Annotated in this window: 9 protein-coding genes, 1 pseudogene and 1 other annotated feature; of the genes and pseudogenes, 9 read left to right on the top strand and 1 reads right to left on the bottom strand. The window is 42.4% G+C overall.

Features of this window, described 5'->3' with window-relative positions; genetic code table 11:
* Positions 1-520: 520 nt before the first annotated feature.
* The 3 genes and pseudogenes from BLR11_RS14710 to BLR11_RS02400 all read left to right on the top strand — a co-directional run.
* A pseudogene (locus tag BLR11_RS14710) lies at positions 521-691 on the top strand (helix-turn-helix domain-containing protein); the annotation flags it as partial.
* A 14-nt stretch (positions 692-705) separates the two neighbouring features.
* Positions 706-9,081, top strand: coding sequence for an ESPR-type extended signal peptide-containing protein (locus tag BLR11_RS14460; RefSeq protein ID WP_176762840.1), 8,376 nt, complete (start codon positions 706-708; stop codon positions 9,079-9,081).
* A 184-nt stretch (positions 9,082-9,265) separates the two neighbouring features.
* Entirely contained in the window at positions 9,266-9,685 is a 420-nt protein-coding gene (locus tag BLR11_RS02400) for a DUF3887 domain-containing protein (RefSeq protein WP_091647866.1), read from the top strand.
* Between the two features lie 81 nt (positions 9,686-9,766).
* Here BLR11_RS02400 and BLR11_RS02395 read toward each other — a convergent pair whose 3' ends face one another.
* Positions 9,767-10,432 carry a YczE/YyaS/YitT family protein gene (locus tag BLR11_RS02395; RefSeq protein ID WP_218118691.1) on the bottom strand — a complete coding sequence of 222 codons (666 nt, stop codon included), beginning with the start codon at positions 10,430-10,432 and terminating at the stop codon, positions 9,767-9,769.
* Between the two features lie 224 nt (positions 10,433-10,656).
* On the opposite strand from BLR11_RS02395, the gene BLR11_RS02390 reads away from it, so the two are divergent.
* The 6 genes from BLR11_RS02390 to leuB all read left to right on the top strand — a co-directional run bounded on the left by BLR11_RS02390 (position 10,657) and on the right by leuB (position 17,022).
* Positions 10,657-10,932, top strand: coding sequence for a hypothetical protein (locus BLR11_RS02390; RefSeq protein ID WP_091647864.1), 276 nt, complete (start codon positions 10,657-10,659; stop codon positions 10,930-10,932).
* A 23-nt stretch (positions 10,933-10,955) separates the two neighbouring features.
* The gene (locus BLR11_RS02385; RefSeq protein ID WP_091647862.1) at positions 10,956-11,909 is read left to right on the top strand and encodes a D-2-hydroxyacid dehydrogenase; all 954 of its coding nucleotides are present in this window, start codon (positions 10,956-10,958) and stop codon (positions 11,907-11,909) included.
* A gap of 124 nt (positions 11,910-12,033) precedes the next feature.
* Positions 12,034-12,278, top strand: a binding site (T-box leader).
* A gap of 150 nt (positions 12,279-12,428) precedes the next feature.
* Positions 12,429-14,171, top strand: coding sequence for a 2-isopropylmalate synthase (locus BLR11_RS02380; protein ID WP_091647861.1), 1,743 nt, complete (start codon positions 12,429-12,431; stop codon positions 14,169-14,171).
* Between the two features lie 30 nt (positions 14,172-14,201).
* Entirely contained in the window at positions 14,202-15,461 is a 1,260-nt protein-coding gene (gene leuC / locus BLR11_RS02375; RefSeq protein ID WP_091647859.1) for a 3-isopropylmalate dehydratase large subunit, read from the top strand.
* A 1-nt stretch (position 15,462) separates the two neighbouring features.
* On the top strand, positions 15,463-15,951 hold the full coding sequence (locus tag BLR11_RS02370; protein WP_091647858.1) for a 3-isopropylmalate dehydratase small subunit: 489 nt from the start codon (positions 15,463-15,465) through the stop codon (positions 15,949-15,951).
* On the top strand, positions 15,952-17,022 hold the full coding sequence (gene leuB / locus BLR11_RS02365) for a 3-isopropylmalate dehydrogenase (protein ID WP_091647856.1): 1,071 nt from the start codon (positions 15,952-15,954) through the stop codon (positions 17,020-17,022).
* The last annotated feature ends 159 nt before the right edge of the window (positions 17,023-17,181 follow it).

Below are 17,181 nucleotides of genomic sequence, written 5' to 3'. Positions count from 1 at the left end.
GCTATATACCTATGATGATTTTTACTCATAGGTATGTAGCAGGGATTTTTATGTTGAAGTAATATGATCTATGTATTTTAAAATGTATATATAGAAGAAATGTAAAAGTGAACACTTGACTAGTTAATAATATTTTTTTATAAGACTAATTATTTATTTTTACGTTTGTATTATAAAAAATATGAATATTTATTTAAAATATAAGCGTAAAAAGGCTTAAAGTGTTTATATTATCATCATAAATACAATTCAAATGTTCTTATTTATGATGATAATGTTCTTATTTATGAACATTATAAGACGAATATATAAACTATTAATTTATTTTATGAATAATTATACTTTACAAAAAATAGAAGAAACGATAACATACAAATATATATATTAAGTTAATAATAATCAATATAACTTAATATTCTTAACTAAATAATAAAAAAGGAGAGATAATTTTGTATGATGACAAGGAAATTTATTTTAAACAGATAGGATATCAAGTTGCAAGTTATAGAAAAAAAAAAATTTAACCCAACAAGAATTGGCGGATAAAGCACATATCAGCAGAAGTTCCATCGGAAAAATCGAATGTGGAAACTATAATCGGAATATTTCGCTGTCTATGCTCATAGATATTGCCAATGCCTTGGGGATTCATTTTACAGCCTTTTTTTCTTTTATGAAAAATAGAAAATAATGGAGGAAAAAATTATGAACAAAATATATAAGGTTATATTTAATCAAGCACTGCAGGTATATCAAGTGGTATCTGAATTATCTAAAGGACATAGCAAATCTTCAACTCCCTCGGCCAAACGGAAAGATAAATGTGCTTTACAATTATTAAACGCACGAAAACTGCTGCTTGCTTCTGCAATGGCAGGATTCATGATTTCTCCGGTATTTGCAGATACCATTGTGCCGATCAGCGGAATAACCCAAGTGCAAGAAGGCAGTAATATAATCCTTACAGAATCTAGTGATGGCACGACCTTGAGCATTGGCGTGAACCCCAGCATAACTGCAGATACACTAACGGTGGGCAATACAACGATAGATGCCAGCGGACTTGCTATTACCGGTGGTCCAAGCATACAAGTCAGCGGCATAAAGGCTGGTGGAGAAAAAATCACAAATGTGTCAGCAGGAGATATTTCTTCCGTGACTTCAATGGATGCGGTAAATGGCGGACAATTATTTGCAACAAACCAAAACGTTGCGGCGAACACCAGTGATATCAGTGGTCTGAAGACACGAGCAGCGGCTGATGAAACAACTATTGCGGCGAACACCAGTGATATTAGTGGTCTGAAAACACGAGCAGCGGCCGATGAAACAACTATTGCGGCGAATACCAGTGATATCAGCGGTCTGAAAACACGGGCCACGGCTGATGAAACAAAGATAACGGCGAATGCCAATGATATTAGTGGTTTAAAAACACGAGCTACAACAGATGAAACGAATATAGCAACCAATGCAACTCATATAACAGCACTTCAAACTGCGCTCCAAACGACGGGTATAGGAGTAAAGTATTTTCGGGAAAATTCTACGGGAATTGATGCAAGTGCATCCGGGACGGATGCGATTGCTGTAGGCAGTTCTGCTGTATCCAGCGGGACAGCCTCTATTGCAGCAGGAATTTCGGCAGTGTCCAGTGGTACGGGGGCTGTCGCTGTGGGATATAGTGCGGCAGCGGCAGCGGATAATTCTTTGGCGCTAGGCTCAGCGGCAACGGTTGGCTCGAAAACAGTGAATGGCGTAACCACTCTCACGGGAGGAAATCAGGGAATTGCCATAGGTGATGCTGCCAGTGTCACTGCCGATAATGCAATTGCTTTAGGAACAACCGCGAGTGCCGGTGGAGAGGGAAGTATTGCCTTTGGCGGATCAGCTAATGCAACCTCGGCTAATTCGATAGCGATTGGTCTGTCCGCTGTTACAGATGGTGTAACAGGGATTGCCATTGGTGATGGAACCCAAGTTAGTGGTGCTAGCGGCGTAGCCTTGGGTACATCGGCTAAAGCCGGTACGGATGGTACTGCCATAGGCGATAAAACTAGTGCCGGTACGAATGGCATTGCTTTGGGACTTTCCGCTTCTGCTGGAACCAATGCCATTGTTTTAGGAACCGCGGCTAGTGCTGGCAACGGAATTGCGTTAGGTACAGCTGCTGCAGCTAACGGAGATACAAGTATCGCTTTGGGGGCATCGGCCAGTACCAGCGGCAGTAACGATATTTCCTTTGGTTCTTCTGCGGGACTAGGATCCACAGGTACAAGCACTGCGAAAAATCAAGCGAATCGTATCGCATTAGGTACAGATGCAGGGCAATATGTAAGTGGTAATGAAGATATCGCTATCGGTTTAAGTGCCGGTAATAACGTGAGTGGTTCTTATAATATTGCGATTGGCAGCAGTGCTGGCGGTAATACTGCCGGTGATAACAATGTTGCTATCGGATGGCAGGCTAATTTAACAAATGCGACGGGGAGTCATAGCACGGCGATCGGGGCTTCTACTACGGCTGCTTCAGGGGCTACCGCTGTAGGGTACTTAGCAAATGCAGCGGGAGATAATTCCATTGCAATTGGCTATCAATCTACTTCCTTTACTTCTTCCGGTGTTGCTATAGGAGTTAATGCGACAGCAGCCGATAATAGCAGCATAGCATTGGGAAATGATTCCTATGCCATTGCAAGTGATTCTTCAGGAAACGGCTATCTAACGGGAACCACTTCCGGTGTCGGGGTTGTATCTGTGGGATCTTCCGGTGCAAATGGGCAGATTTTTCAGCGGCGTATTACTAATGTAGCTGCCGGTTCCTCTGCGTATGATGCAGTGAATGTACAGCAGCTGCAGGCTGCACAAACCAGAGTAGCCAATCTTATCGGCGGCAATGTAACAGTAAATACAAATGGTACCTATAGCGGGATCACTCTGACGGATAACAAGAATCAAACCTATACATATTCAACAGTAGCGGCGGCATTAAATGCGCTTAGCTCAGGGACTATAAATCTTCTCCCCAGTGGTACAATTACCTATTCGGATAATACAAATGCTGATATTAAACTGGCAGGAACCAATGGCACCACCATCAGCAATGTGGCAAATGCGGTTACCTCAGACCAGGCTGTAAATTTAGGACAAATGAAAAGTGCCATTGCAGCTAGCAGTACCAAGTACTTCAGTGTTAATTCAACAGTAGGAGGGAATTCAGGAAATCTTGGTGCGACAGGAAAAGATGCGATTGCAATTGGAGGGGCAGTCACCGCAGTGGGGGCAGAAAGTATATCCATGGGCTATAATACAAAAGCACAAGGAGATAATACCATTGTTTTAGGCAATGCCGTATCGGCTACGGACAGACAAACTGTAGCCTATGATACTTCGGGAGTGGCTATTGGTACTTCGGCGAGCAGTACGGGCAGTAATTCTATTGCTATTGGTACATATGCACAAACAGGTCTTCAGAATAGTCCTACGACGACGTCAAACAATGCTATTGCTATCGGTGATTATGCGGAAGCAACAGCGGATTCTGCCGTTGCACTAGGGCAAACTGCGCACGCATCAGGCTTAAAGGCAATTGCGCAAGGATATACTGCCAGTGCTACGGGAACATCTGCCATTGCAATGGGTACAGGAACCATGGCATCGGGAACTTCTTCAACGGCGTTGGGTTCATATGTAACCGTATCTGCTTCAAACTCCGGCGCCATAGGCAGCACAATGCTTGGAAAAACGAATGGAACTACTTTGAGTGGGGCCGATACGTATGCGATTGGCAATGGAGATACTATTTCAGCGGCTAATTCCAGTGTTGTGGGAAATGCGAGCACGGTGTATTCTAATAATTCCAGTATTACCGGAAATAGCAACAGCATAGGCCAAATAGTGCCGACAGATAATACAGGGCTTAACTATGCTACCATCAGTACTGTAAATTCCAGTATAGTGGGAAACAGCAATACAGTAACCGCATTGAATTCAGATGTTATTGGAAATTCAAATATAGTTGGCAAGGTGGATACTACCTATGCAACTTCATATGATTATGCCACAGGATCAGGCATTTTGGGCAATAGTAATACCTTGACGGGAAGCAACGACCGCATCATTGGGAATAACAACGTTGTATCTGATTTGTCGGATGTATTTATTTTAGGCAACAGTGTTACGGCAGGGATGGGAAATTCTGTATATCTTGGTACCGGTTCAGCTTATGTAGCAGCCTCTGATGCAAGCAATACCACAGAAGGCATATCGACTTATAACGGGGTTACTATTGGCAATGGAAATTATACTTTTTCAGGAACTGCGCCTGCAGGTGTGGTAACTGTGGGATCCGTTGGTTCGACTCGGCGGATTCAAAATGTTTCTGCTGGTTTAATATCGCTTTCCAGTACGGATGCGGTAAATGGCAGTCAATTGTATGCCTTGACGCAGCCGCTTCGTTTTGCTGGTGACAATTCTACTGTAAGCAATACCTCTGCGGCCAGCAGTTCTGATAAGAATGTGATACAGCGCGGTTCTGACCAAGCGATACAAATTATCGGAGGAGCTTCTGCAACGAACCTTTCTTCCAATAATATAGGAGTGACGGCTAATACATCTACCAACACACTGGCGGTTCAGCTGGCGAAAGACTTGACCGGGCTGAGTAGTGTTACAACGGGAAATACGGTGATGAATACCAACGGCCTGGTCATTACGAATGGTCCGAGCATTACGGCCGGCGGCATTAATGCGGGTAATGAAAAGATTACCAATGTGGCGGCTGGTACCGTGTCAGCGACTTCGACGGATGCGGTAAATGGCAGCCAGCTTAACGCGGTTAGTACCGTTGCCAATAAAGGATGGAATACCACTGCGGCAGCGACGGGTACGGGTACGGTAAGCGGCAGCAGTACGGCAAATGTAGCTCCTGGTGCAACAGTTACGACCACGGCAGGAAATAATATTGCTATTACCCAGAATGGTACTAATTTGACGATTGCTACTAATCCAAATTTAATTTCCACCAGTTTAACCACTGGCAACACCACGGTAAATACGAACGGACTTAGTATTACAGGAGGGCCGAGTGTTACGGCCAGCGGCATCAATGCGGGTGGTAATAAGATTACCAATGTGGCGGCCGGCATTGTGTCAGCGACTTCGACGGATGCGGTAAATGGCAGCCAGCTCAATGCGGTCAGTACCGTTGCGAATGAAGGATGGAATTTAACCTCAAATGGGGCAGCCGGCTCTAAGAGTAATGTGGCACCTGGCAGTACAGTAGATTTCAGCAATACCGATGGCAATGTTACAATCAGCAATACCGGGAATGCAGTGAAAGTGAATTTGGCATCGAAACTTACGTTAGGAAGCGGGTCCGGGGCAGTTATTGCAGATGGTACAGCAGGAACAGTCAATGCAGGGACAAAAGTATCATTAAATGGCAGTACCGGTACCGGAGTTATTGGCAACGTTACTATTACCGGCAGTGGTTCAACGGGCACCGTAAATGGATTGACTAATAAAGCATGGGATCCCAATGCCATCGTATCTGGTCAGGCGGCAACGGAAGATCAGTTAAAGTCGGCCTCCAATACGCTTACCAATAATGGGCTGAATTTTGCAGGAAATGATGGTAATTCTATTCATAAGAACTTAGGAGATACGTTAAATATTGTCGGCGGCTATAGCGGCAGCGGAACAACGTCCTCCAAAAATTTAAAAACGGTGAAGGATGCCAATGGTAATTTGGAAATTCAAATGGCGGATGACACAGTTTTACATAGCGTGACCACGGGTAATACAGTGGTAAATACGAATGGTGTGACTATTGGTACTGGTAGTACAGCGGTCTCTTTGACCAATGGCGGTCTCAATAACGGCGGTAATAAGATTACCAATGTAGCGGCCGGAAAAGATCAAACAGATGCGGTAAATGTAGGACAACTACAAACGGCGATAGCTGGATCAAAAACAACAGTTTCTGATGGTACCAATACGCACGTGACCTCTTTCACCGCGGCAGACGGTCATACAGACTATCAAGTGAATCTCAATGATACGGTGACGCTGGGAAGCGGCGCCGATGCGGTTACCCTGGATGGTACGAAAGGTACGATTCAGGCAGGTACAAACGTGGTGCTGGATGGTGTCAATGGAACCGGAAAGATAGGCAATGTGACCATTAATGGGAATGGTTCCGCAGGAACCGTGAATGGGTTGACCAACAAAACCTGGGATCCTAACAACTATGTAAGTGGTCAAGCGGCAACGGAAGATCAGCTGAAACTGGCAGCCTCTACTGTAACAAGGGCAGGATTGAATTTTGCCGGTAATGACGGTACGGTAATCCATAAGAATTTGGGAGATCAGTTAAATATTGTAGGCGGTTACAACGGTACGGGAACTACTTCTTCAACTAATGTTAAGACAGTCAAGAACAATGATGGAAATTTGGAAATCCAAATGGCCGATAACGCGGTGTTCAACAGCCTTATTACAGGCAGCACGGTGATGAATAACAGCGGTATTACCATAGGTAGCGGATCATCTGCGGTATCCCTCACCAATACAGGTCTGAATAACGGCGGACAGAAAATTACCAATGTAGCAAACGGGACAGCAGATAACGATGCGGTCAATGTGAGCCAGCTGAATACGGCGGCCGCCAAAGCTGCGACTACTGTGTCTGATGGTACCAATACGCACGTGACCTCTTTCACCGCGGCAGACGGTCATACAGACTATCAAGTGAATCTCAATGATACGGTGACGCTGGGAAGCGGTGCCGATGCGGTTACCCTGGATGGTACGAAAGGTACGATTCAGGCAGGTACAAATGTGGTGCTGGATGGGGTCAATGGAACCGCAAAGATAGGCAATGTGACCATTAATGGGAATGATTCCGCAGGAACCGTGAATGGGTTGACCAACAAAACCTGGGATCCTAACAACTATGTAAGTGGTCAAGCGGCAACGGAAGATCAGCTGAAACTGGCAGCCTCTACTGTAACAAGTGCAGGATTAGACTTTGCCGGCAATGACGGTACGGTCATCCATAAGAATCTGGGAGACCGACTGAATATTGTAGGAGGGTATACAGGAAGCGGCACGACTTCGTCGAAAAATATCAAGACGGTAAGGAACCAAAACGGTGATTTGGAAATCCAGATGGCCGACGACGCGGTGTTCAACAGCCTTACTACAGGCAACACGGTGATGAATACGAACGGTGTAATCATCGGCACGGGGGATACGGCAGTGTCTTTGTCCAATACGGGCCTGAATAACGGCGGCAACAAGATTACCAATGTAGCAAATGGGACAGCAGATAACGATGCCGTGAATGTCAGCCAATTGAATAAAGCGGCAGCCGGATCAAAAACAACGGTATCCAATGGTGTGAATACAACCGTGTCATTGAGTGTAGATCCAATGGACGGTCATACGGACTATCAGGTAAATCTGAATAAGGATATCAATGTGGAAAGCGTGACGGCTGGGAATACCAAGATGGATACCAATGGTCTGACTACGGCAGACGGCAAGGGAAACAGCACGTCTGTTACTGCAACAGGTATGACTACCAAAGATGCTGCCGGCAATACGACGTCAGTCACCGGAAATGGAGTGAGCATTGCCGGTTCCAACGGTAAAAATGTATCTTTGACCAGCAGCGGTTTGGATAACGGCGGCAACAAGATAACGAATGTAGCAGCCGGGGTGGATGGAACGGACGCAGTTAATGTAGACCAACTAAATGATACGGTGGATAAAGCAGCCGCAGCAGCAAAATCAACTGTATCTGCAGGAAAGAACATTACGGTTACACCTACGGTAGATGGAACAGACGGACATACGAATTATAATGTGGCGTTGAATGATACGGTGACATTGGGAAGTGGTGCTAATGCGGTTACCATGGATGGTACTAAAGGAACGGTTACTGCTGGAACCGGAGATAATGCAGTAACTATGAATGGTAGCAATGGTACGATTCAGGCCGGTACGACGGTGTCTTTGGATGGAGCAAACGGAACCGGAAAGATCGGTAATGTGACGATTAATGGTAGTGGTTCTACCGGTACGATCAATGGACTGACAAATAAAACTTGGGATCCGGGTAACTACACCAGCGGACAGGGGGCGACAGAAGATCAGTTAAAAGTTCTGGATTCTCGAACAGTGCAATATAATCTCAACAGTGACGGCAGCGTAGACAACAGTAAAATTACGTTAGGTGGTTCTCAGGGGACTACAATTACCAATGTGGCTGCTGGAAAATTATCATCTGATTCCACTGATGCTGTCAATGGCAGCCAACTGTATGCAACGAATCAAGCGGTCACTAACAATAGTCAAAATATTAGTATTCTCGGGAATTCCATCAGTAATTTGGATACTCGTGTTGACAAAGTGGGCGCCGGTGCAGCAGCTCTTGCCGCACTGCATCCTCTCGATTTTGATCCGGATGATAAGTGGGATTTTGCCGCTGGATATGGTAATTACAGCGGTGCGAGCGCAGCTGCTATAGGTGCATATTATCGACCGAATGAAGATACTATGTTCAGTATCGGCGGCAGTATCGGCAATGGAGAAAACATGATCAATGCGGGTGTCAGCTTCAAATTAGGACAGGGAAATCATATTTCCACTTCCCGTGTTGCCATGGCGAAAGAATTAAAGGATATGCGTGCTGTCGTAGCACAGCAGGCAGAACAAATACAAAAATTGACGGCTGTTGTGAATACGTTGGTAGGCATGCAGGCAGTAAAACCTAATTCAACGGTGATGTTCCCTGATGTTCCGGAAAATCATTGGGCCTATGAAACCATTAAAGCGATGGCAGCTCAGGGACTTATCGAAGGATATCCGGACGGTACCTTTGGCGGGGATCGTACAATGACGAGATATGAATTTGCCCAGATTATTTATCGGGTACTGCAGAAAGGGATTCCCGTAGACAGCAAACTCGTTAGTGAATTTAAACCGGAATTGGAACGGATTCGCGTGGATACCATATCGAAAGATAAAAACGGAAATCCGACGATTGAACGAGTTCGGGTAAATACAGTATATTAAGATTTTATTTTTTGAGAAAGCACGCGGTATAGATGAAATGATACAGGGGGGCAGTTTGGTTGTTTTATGCTATATCATTGCATATCCATGGTAATGTAAAATGCCGATACAGGTATGTTGTTTCCCAAAAGAGTAGCTCGTCACTTTTAGTGTATTTTAAAAATGTATAAGAGGAGCGGAATATATGAAATTTAAAAAAATTATATGTACTGTCTTTTTTGCGATTTCTTTAAGTAATATGGGTATAGCCGCTGATAATGGTGCTGTATTGACAAAAGAAGAAAGTCAAGTACAAACTTTCATGACAGCGTTATATACGGATAATGGTTATGGATCTGCCAAAAGCAGTATGGCAGATTCTTTGGCAGAAAAAATCAACACGCAGAACTTTGGAGAATTGCAAAAGCAAATTCAAAATAAATTTGGACGATATAAAAGTATGAAATTAGTTGTCTTGGAAAAATTTGATCAGGGAGACCGGTTGACTTATATGGCAGACTACGGCGCGAATCAATTGGTTAGAATTGTGATTACGTTTGGTCCCAATGGAAAAAATGGTATTCAAAGTTTCGCTTTTACACGGATGCAAGTTGATAAAAAATAAAGCCTGACAGTGGAGCATGTGAATTATATTTAAAGTTAAAAATACGTTACCTGCAGAAATATCTGCAGGTAACGTATTTTATTACTTCATTTTTATAGGGTATAGTTTTTTTTCGAAATCGAAATAATTGGCAATACGACTCCAAATTTTGACCAGGAAACCAACCAGAAAAATAGAAACAATAGTGCCTTCACGAATGCCTCGTATATCCCCGAAATAAACAACGGAAATCAGCAAAGCGGTTATGCCTAATACAGCATCAAATACTACTTTTACGCTGCCGAAGCGAATTTTGAATTTGTAAGCCAGCGCTTTTACCGCACCTTCTCCGGGATTCATGATGACATTTGCTGCTACTTGCAGATAGATTCCCAATGCCATCAGAATGCTGCCGATAAGCAGGGCCAACATTCTGGCCCAATAGGCACTTGGATTCAGGGGCGAGAAAATATACATTCCCAAGTCTGTAAAAAAGCCAAAAAAAGGACCGATAATAATTTGCCAAAGTTGTGCTTTTGGAAAGTCTCTGCCTAATATAACAAACTCCGCTATCATGAACAGGATACTGAGCAGGCAGGTAAATTGTCCGAAGGTAATTGGAAAAATAAGGCTTAAAACGAATGGGACACTGGAAATGGGCGTAGTACCTGAATTTGATTTTGCAACTACCGCGATCCCAAAGGCCATAATAAGTAACCCTGTAAATAAAATTATATAACGAATTATTATGTTTTGTGTGCGAGTCAAAATGACGTATCTCCTTTTATATGAAAATATATAGAAAAAAAGCACACCATCCCGCGTATTGATAGATGGCATGCATTTAATTTTATAATGTATATTTTAACAGGTCTGTCTGGTTTTGTAAAATAGTTGCGGTATACTATCACTTGCCAAGGGACCGGTGTTCATATAAAATAGAAATATACGATATGATCCAGTACGATTACTAACAAAAAGAAGGCATGGCAATGAGTAAAAAACCAACAAAAAAAACAAATTCTGCAATACCTAAAAAAACGAATAAAGTTAAAGAACAACAAGAGAAAAAACCAAAAAGCGTAAAACAAGTTTTAATTGAAATGGATAATAAAACACGTTTTACTTATGTGCTGGGGGTGGCAGCTTTTATCTGGTCGTATTACATGGTATTAGAAAAAGGAAGTATTGATGATTATTTTTTACTGGCATTTATTACGGCTGTCCTGATCGGAAGTTTTGCAATGCGAATGAAAGGAAAAAAATAATACATAAAAAGGAGTTTTTTATTATGAAAATACTGGCAGTAATGGATTTATTGGATACCCATAAAAAATGGTTGGAGGAGGCTGCAGGAGATAATGAAATTGTTTATATTCCAGCAGCGAATGTGACTATACAGGATGTATCTGATGCGGAAGTTATTATTGGAAATATAGCACCGGCACTTTTATCGACAGCATCAAAACTGCGATGGGTGCAATTGTTCAGTGCGGGTGCCAGTGAATATTGTAAACCAGGTGTGCTTCAGCACGGTGTTATGTTAACGAATGCAACCGGTGCGTATGGCTTGGCTATTTCGGAACATATGTTGGCAGTGCTGTTAGCAATGATGAAAAAATTATATGTGTATGAGGCAAATCAAAAACAATGTTTATGGAAGGATGAAGGACCCGTTACTTCTGTATCGGGTGCTACCGTTCTGGTGATTGGTCTGGGTGATATAGGCGGCAGATTTGCCCGACTTTGCAAAATGATGGGAGCACATGTCATTGGGATGCGGCGGCGCAGCACTGTTATTCCAGATTATGCGGATGAAATGGGAACGATGGAAAGGCTGGATGAATATTTGGCTCGTGCTGATGTTATAGTCTCCAGTCTTCCAGGAACAAAAGCAACAACGGGTTTGTATAATAAAGAACGTTTTCAAGCGATGAAGCAGGGGGCTTATTTTATTAATGTAGGACGCGGTACGGCGGTTGTTAGTGAGGATCTGTGCAATGCAGTAAAAAACGGACATCTTGCAGGTGCTGCACTTGATGTGACGGATCCGGAGCCGTTGCCGAAAAATCATCCTTTATGGAGTATTCCGGGTATCCATATAACGCCGCATGTATCCGGCGGATTTCATTTAGCAGCTACACATGACAATATCGTAAAAATAGCAGCAGCTAATCTGCGGTCATATATCTGCGGAGTTCCACTGAAAAATGAAGTTGATTTTATGACAGGATATAAAAAGTAATAGTATTTTGTGACGCTGAACATAAATTTACAAAAAAATACAATATAGTCAAACGTTTAATTTAATTTTACCCTCTTGTCAAAAGAAGAATGTTGTGATAAAGTATCATTCAACAAGCAAAAATACAAATGCGTTGATAAGAATTAGTAGTGTCCGGAAAGCTTGCAGAGAGCTGTTGGGTGGTGTGAAACAGTAGCGGAACGGAAGCGAACTCATCTTTAAGCTGCTCGCTGAATCAAGTAGGTGGAGCCGGGGCCTGGCCGTTAACAAACAGGAGGGTATCGATGAAAATCCGTACCTGATATAAGAGCATACTTTTTTGGTATGAATTAGAGTGGTAACGCGTGAGCAAAGTCTTTCGTCTCTTCAAAGAGATGGAAGACTTTTTTTGTTGTCTGTTGATGTAACAACCCGGGATTAGTAAAAAGGATGAAAACGGGTTCATGTGTACAGATAGCAAAATCTTGATAAAAATCAGCGTTTGCTTGTAATCAGAAGGGAAAAGGAGATGCATGGTGGATGATGAACGTAAAAAAATACAAGAAAGGGTATTATATGCCGCCGTATACAGATGTAAGCTGGGCGGCAAAGGATTGTGCCGAAAAAGCACCGACTTGGTGCAGCGTAGATTTGCGAGATGGTAACCAGGCTCTTATTATCCCTATGAATCTTACCGAAAAAATAGAATTTTATAAAAAATTGGTACAAATGGGTTTCAAGGAAATCGAAGTTGGTTTCCCGGCAGCGTCAGAAACAGAATATGAATTTTTACGTACACTAGTTGAAAAAGATCTGATTCCTGATGATGTGACTGTACAAGTATTAACACAGGCACGGAAACATATTATTCAACGAACGTTTGAAGCGTTAGAGGGAGTAAAAAATGCAATTGTGCATGTATATAATTCAACATCTGCAGCACAGCGAACACAAGTGTTTCATAAATCAAAGGAGGAAATTAAACAAATAGCAGTTGAAGGAGCAGCATTGTTGAAAGAATTAACTGATCGAAACGGTTCTAAGTATCGATTCGAATATTCTCCTGAAAGTTTCACCGGGACAGAGCCTGAATATGCACTGGAGGTTTGCAATGCGGTTCTTAACGTTTGGAAGCCTGCAAGTGATCGTAAGGCTATTATCAATTTACCCTCTACTGTGCAAATGTCTATGCCCCATGTGTATGCTTCACAGATTGCGTACATGTCTCAACATTTGAATTATCGAGACAACATTGTATTATCTCTGCATCCTCATAATGATAGAGGATGCGGTGTTGCTGATGCAGAACTGGGATTGTTGGCGGGTGCAGAGCGTATTGAAGGTACTTTGTTTGGCAATGGAGAACGTACCGGTAATGTCGATATTGTAACGATTGCGTTAAATATGTATGCCATGGGGATTGATCCTGGTTTGGATTTTTCTAATATGCCGGAATTGATAGAAGTATATGAACGGGTGACGCGTATGAATGTTCCTCCCAGACAACCGTATGCCGGACAACTTGTTTTTGCCGCTTTTTCTGGATCTCATCAGGATGCCATTGCAAAAGGAATGAAATATCATGCCGATACGTGTCAAAAGCAATGGTCTGTGCCATATCTGCTTATTGATCCGGAAGATTTGGGACGCCATTACGATGCGGATGTTATCCGCATTAACAGTCAATCAGGTCAAGGGGGTGTGGGATATGTAATGGAACAACAGTATGGCGTTTGCATGCCTAAAAAAATGCGTGAAGATTTTAGTTATTTTGTAAAAGAAATTTCAGATCATAAACATCGTGAATTAAAGCCGGAGGATATGTATCATATATTTGTGCAGCATTATGTTAATATAATCTCACCTTTCCAATTAGAGGATTTTTCACTTAAAAAAGAAGAGACGAAATGGTATGGACAAATTGTTCTTATGGTAAACGGGAAGAAAACGATTTTGGAAGGCAGCGGAAATGGACAGTTAGATGCTGTGAGTAATGCTATTTGCAGCACGTATGGCATACATATATATAATTTAGTTTATAATGAGCACGATTTAGATAGCGGATCCAATTCGCGGGGAATGGCTTATTTTGGATTGACCTATGATGATAGGAAGACTGCTTGGGGAGTAGGAGTAGATACCGATATTATCACCGCTTCCGTTATTGCTTTTATCAGTGCTGTAAATCAAATGGAAGGAATCAAAGAAAAAGTTAAATTTTGTCAAAAACGAGAAGCTGCATATGAAAAAGACATATATAAAGATGGAATTGCACAACATTAGTAACTGTTATAATTTTGGAGGGAATATATTATGGGAATGACGATGACACAAAAAATTTTAGCCAGACATGCAGGATTGGATTTTGTTAAGGCCGGTGACTTAATTAATTGTAAACTGGATATGGTGTTAGCGAATGATATTACGGCACCTCCTTCGATTGCTGAATATAAAAAAATAGGCAGACCGGTTTTTGATTGTACAAAGGTTGCTTTGGTACCGGATCACTTTATCCCTAATAAAGATATCAAATCTGCAGGACTTGCAAAGATTGTACGTGATTTTGCCAGAGAAAATAACATTCAGCATTATTATGAAGTTGGGCGTGTTGGGATTGAACATGTTCTGCTTCCGGAACAAGGATTAGTAGCGCCGGGGATGGTTACGATCGGAGCCGATTCTCATACTTGTACCTATGGAGCGTTAGGCGGTTTTTCTACAGGTGTCGGTTCAACCGATCTCGGAGTGGCCATGGCGACGGGAGAGGCCTGGTTTAAAGTTCCGGAGGCGATTAAAGTTAATATTACAGGTAAAAAACCAGATGATATTACCGGCAAGGATGTAATGTTGACTTTAATAGGTATGATTGGAGTGGACGGAGCACTTTATCAATCATTAGAATTTATGGGCAGCGGTATTGCAGAATTGTCGATGACAGATCGGTTTACTATTGCCAATATGGCTATTGAGGCAGGAGCTAAAAATGGCATTTTTCCTGTAGATGATCAAACTATGCAATATATTAAGAATCGTGTCACTACGCCGTATGATATAGTGACAGCGGATGATGATGCGTCGTATCGACGTGTAGTTTCAATCAATCTTGAAGAATTGAAGCCAGTAGTTGCGTTCCCGCATCTGCCGGAAAATACGAAAGTAGTAGGAACATTTGGAGATATTAAAATTGATCAAGTTGTGATTGGCTCTTGTACAAATGGCCGAATAGAAGATTTGAAAATTGCAGCATCTATTATGCAAGGGCATACGATTCATCCTGATGTGCGTTGTATTATTATTCCAGGCAGTCAGAAAATCTATATGGAAGCGATGGAAAAAGGATATATTAAAATATTTATTGAATCAGGAGCGGCTGTATCTACGCCTACATGCGGTCCTTGCCTGGGGGGATATATGGGGATACTTGCAGCCGGAGAAAAGTGTGTTTCTACAACGAACCGTAATTTCCGCGGCCGGATGGGACACGTAGATAGTGAAGTATATCTGGCGGGTCCGCAAGTAGCGGCAGCCAGTGCTATTTTGGGGAAAATTGCAGCACCTAAGGAGGTATATTGAAATGAAAATAGAAGGAAAAGTTTGGCGTTATGGCGATAATATAGATACAGACGTTATTATTCCTGCCCGTTATTTGAACAGTTTTGATCCACAAGAATTAGCGTCCCATTGTATGGTAGATATAGACGAAACATTTTCTCATGAAGTACAAACAGGAGATATCATGGTAGGAGGCAAGAATTTTGGCTGCGGTTCCTCGCGTGAACATGCTCCGATAGCTATTAAAGCTTCTGGAATCCCGGTTATTATTGCAGCTAGTTTTGCTCGTATTTTTTATCGCAATAGTATTAATGTAGGATTACCTGTATTGGAAATCGGCAGTGATGTAGAAAAGATTAAAGCCGGTCATATCCTTCGGATTGACTTGACGGCAGGATGTATTGAAAATAGTACAACAGGAGATATATTTCAAGCAGCACCGCTGCCTGGATTTATTCAAGATATTGCCAGAGCCGGCGGGTTAATTGAATATGTAAAGGAGAAAAAATAAATGGAAAAACATATCGTTGTCATCCCGGGAGACGGGATTGGAAAAGAAATTACGACAGCGGCTGTGAAGGTGCTGAAAAAAATTGATGAGATATATCATATAGGGCTTACCTTTGAATATCAATATGCAGGGGGAACGGCCTATGATAAATTTGGAACCCCGCTTCCTGAAAATACGATTGAGGCTGCAAAAAAAGCGAGTGCTGTTTTATTTGGTGCAGTAGGCGGCACGCAGTGGGATAGTGTGGAACCAGCACTGCGGCCTGAAAAAGCGGTTTTAGGATTGCGAAAAGCCTTGGGATTATATGTTAATTTGCGTCCAGTAAAAGTGCAGAAGGAACTTTGTGAATATTCTCCGCTGAAACCGGAAATTGTGACCGGTTCAGATATTCTTATTGTTCGCGAACTTATTGGCGGGATTTATTTTGGTGATAAATGCGAATCGGAAATACATAATGGTGTTGAACGTGCATGGGATTTGGAAAACTATAGTGTACCGGAAGTAGAACGAATTACACGATTTGCGATGGAAGCTGCACGCAAGAGGAAAAATAAGGTCACCTCCGTCGATAAATCCAATGTATTGGCAACGTCTCGCTTATGGCGGCGGACAGTCACTAAAATTGCCGCGCAGAATCCCGATATATTAGTAGATAATCTGTATGTAGATAATTGTGCGATGCAGCTGGCCATCAGGCCGACACAGTTTGATGTGATTGTAACAGGAAACTTGTTTGGCGATATACTGAGCGATGAAGCGGCTGTATTGGGAGGATCCATTGGAATGATGCCATCGGCTAGTATTGGAGAACTTACAAGCCTTTATGAACCTATTCATGGATCGGCACCGGATATTGCCGGCAAGGGTATTGCCAATCCCTTGGCAACGATTCTTTCTTCTGCTATGCTGCTTCGCTATTCGTTAGAGGAAGAGTCAGCGGCCTGTGCTGTTGAAAAAGCTGTTGATGCTGCTTTGGAAGAGGGCTGGCGCACTCCCGATTTATATAAGGATGGATTTAAAAAGGCTGATACAAATACAATGACGGAAGTTGTATTGCAATATATTAAATAAATTGAAATTACATGCGTTTCATCGGTATGTTATACACTTCTTGCAAATGAATACATAAATTCATATACCGTTTAAAAGTAAGCGTAATATATGATGATTGATGATATACTATTCATATAGGATGGTTTGTCTGTTTTTTTAATATATATACTATTCGTT

It is taken from the genome of Megasphaera paucivorans, from assembly GCF_900103535.1.
Taxonomy (GTDB): domain Bacteria; phylum Bacillota; class Negativicutes; order Veillonellales; family Megasphaeraceae; genus Megasphaera_A; species Megasphaera_A paucivorans.
The sequence above is the reverse complement of the archived record's forward strand: the minus strand, read 5'-3'. Positions and strand labels throughout refer to the sequence as shown.

Coding starts and splice junctions, on each gene's coding strand:
- leuB (WP_091647856.1), top strand. CDS start 15,952: ATGGAAAAACATATCGTTGTCATCCCGGGAGACGGGATTGGAAAAGAA.
- BLR11_RS02385 (WP_091647862.1), top strand. CDS start 10,956: ATGAAAATACTGGCAGTAATGGATTTATTGGATACCCATAAAAAATGG.
- BLR11_RS02370 (WP_091647858.1), top strand. CDS start 15,463: ATGAAAATAGAAGGAAAAGTTTGGCGTTATGGCGATAATATAGATACA.
- BLR11_RS02380 (WP_091647861.1), top strand. CDS start 12,429: ATGATGAACGTAAAAAAATACAAGAAAGGGTATTATATGCCGCCGTAT.
- BLR11_RS02400 (WP_091647866.1), top strand. CDS start 9,266: ATGAAATTTAAAAAAATTATATGTACTGTCTTTTTTGCGATTTCTTTA.
- leuC (WP_091647859.1), top strand. CDS start 14,202: ATGGGAATGACGATGACACAAAAAATTTTAGCCAGACATGCAGGATTG.
- BLR11_RS02390 (WP_091647864.1), top strand. CDS start 10,657: ATGAGTAAAAAACCAACAAAAAAAACAAATTCTGCAATACCTAAAAAA.
- BLR11_RS14460 (WP_176762840.1), top strand. CDS start 706: ATGAACAAAATATATAAGGTTATATTTAATCAAGCACTGCAGGTATAT.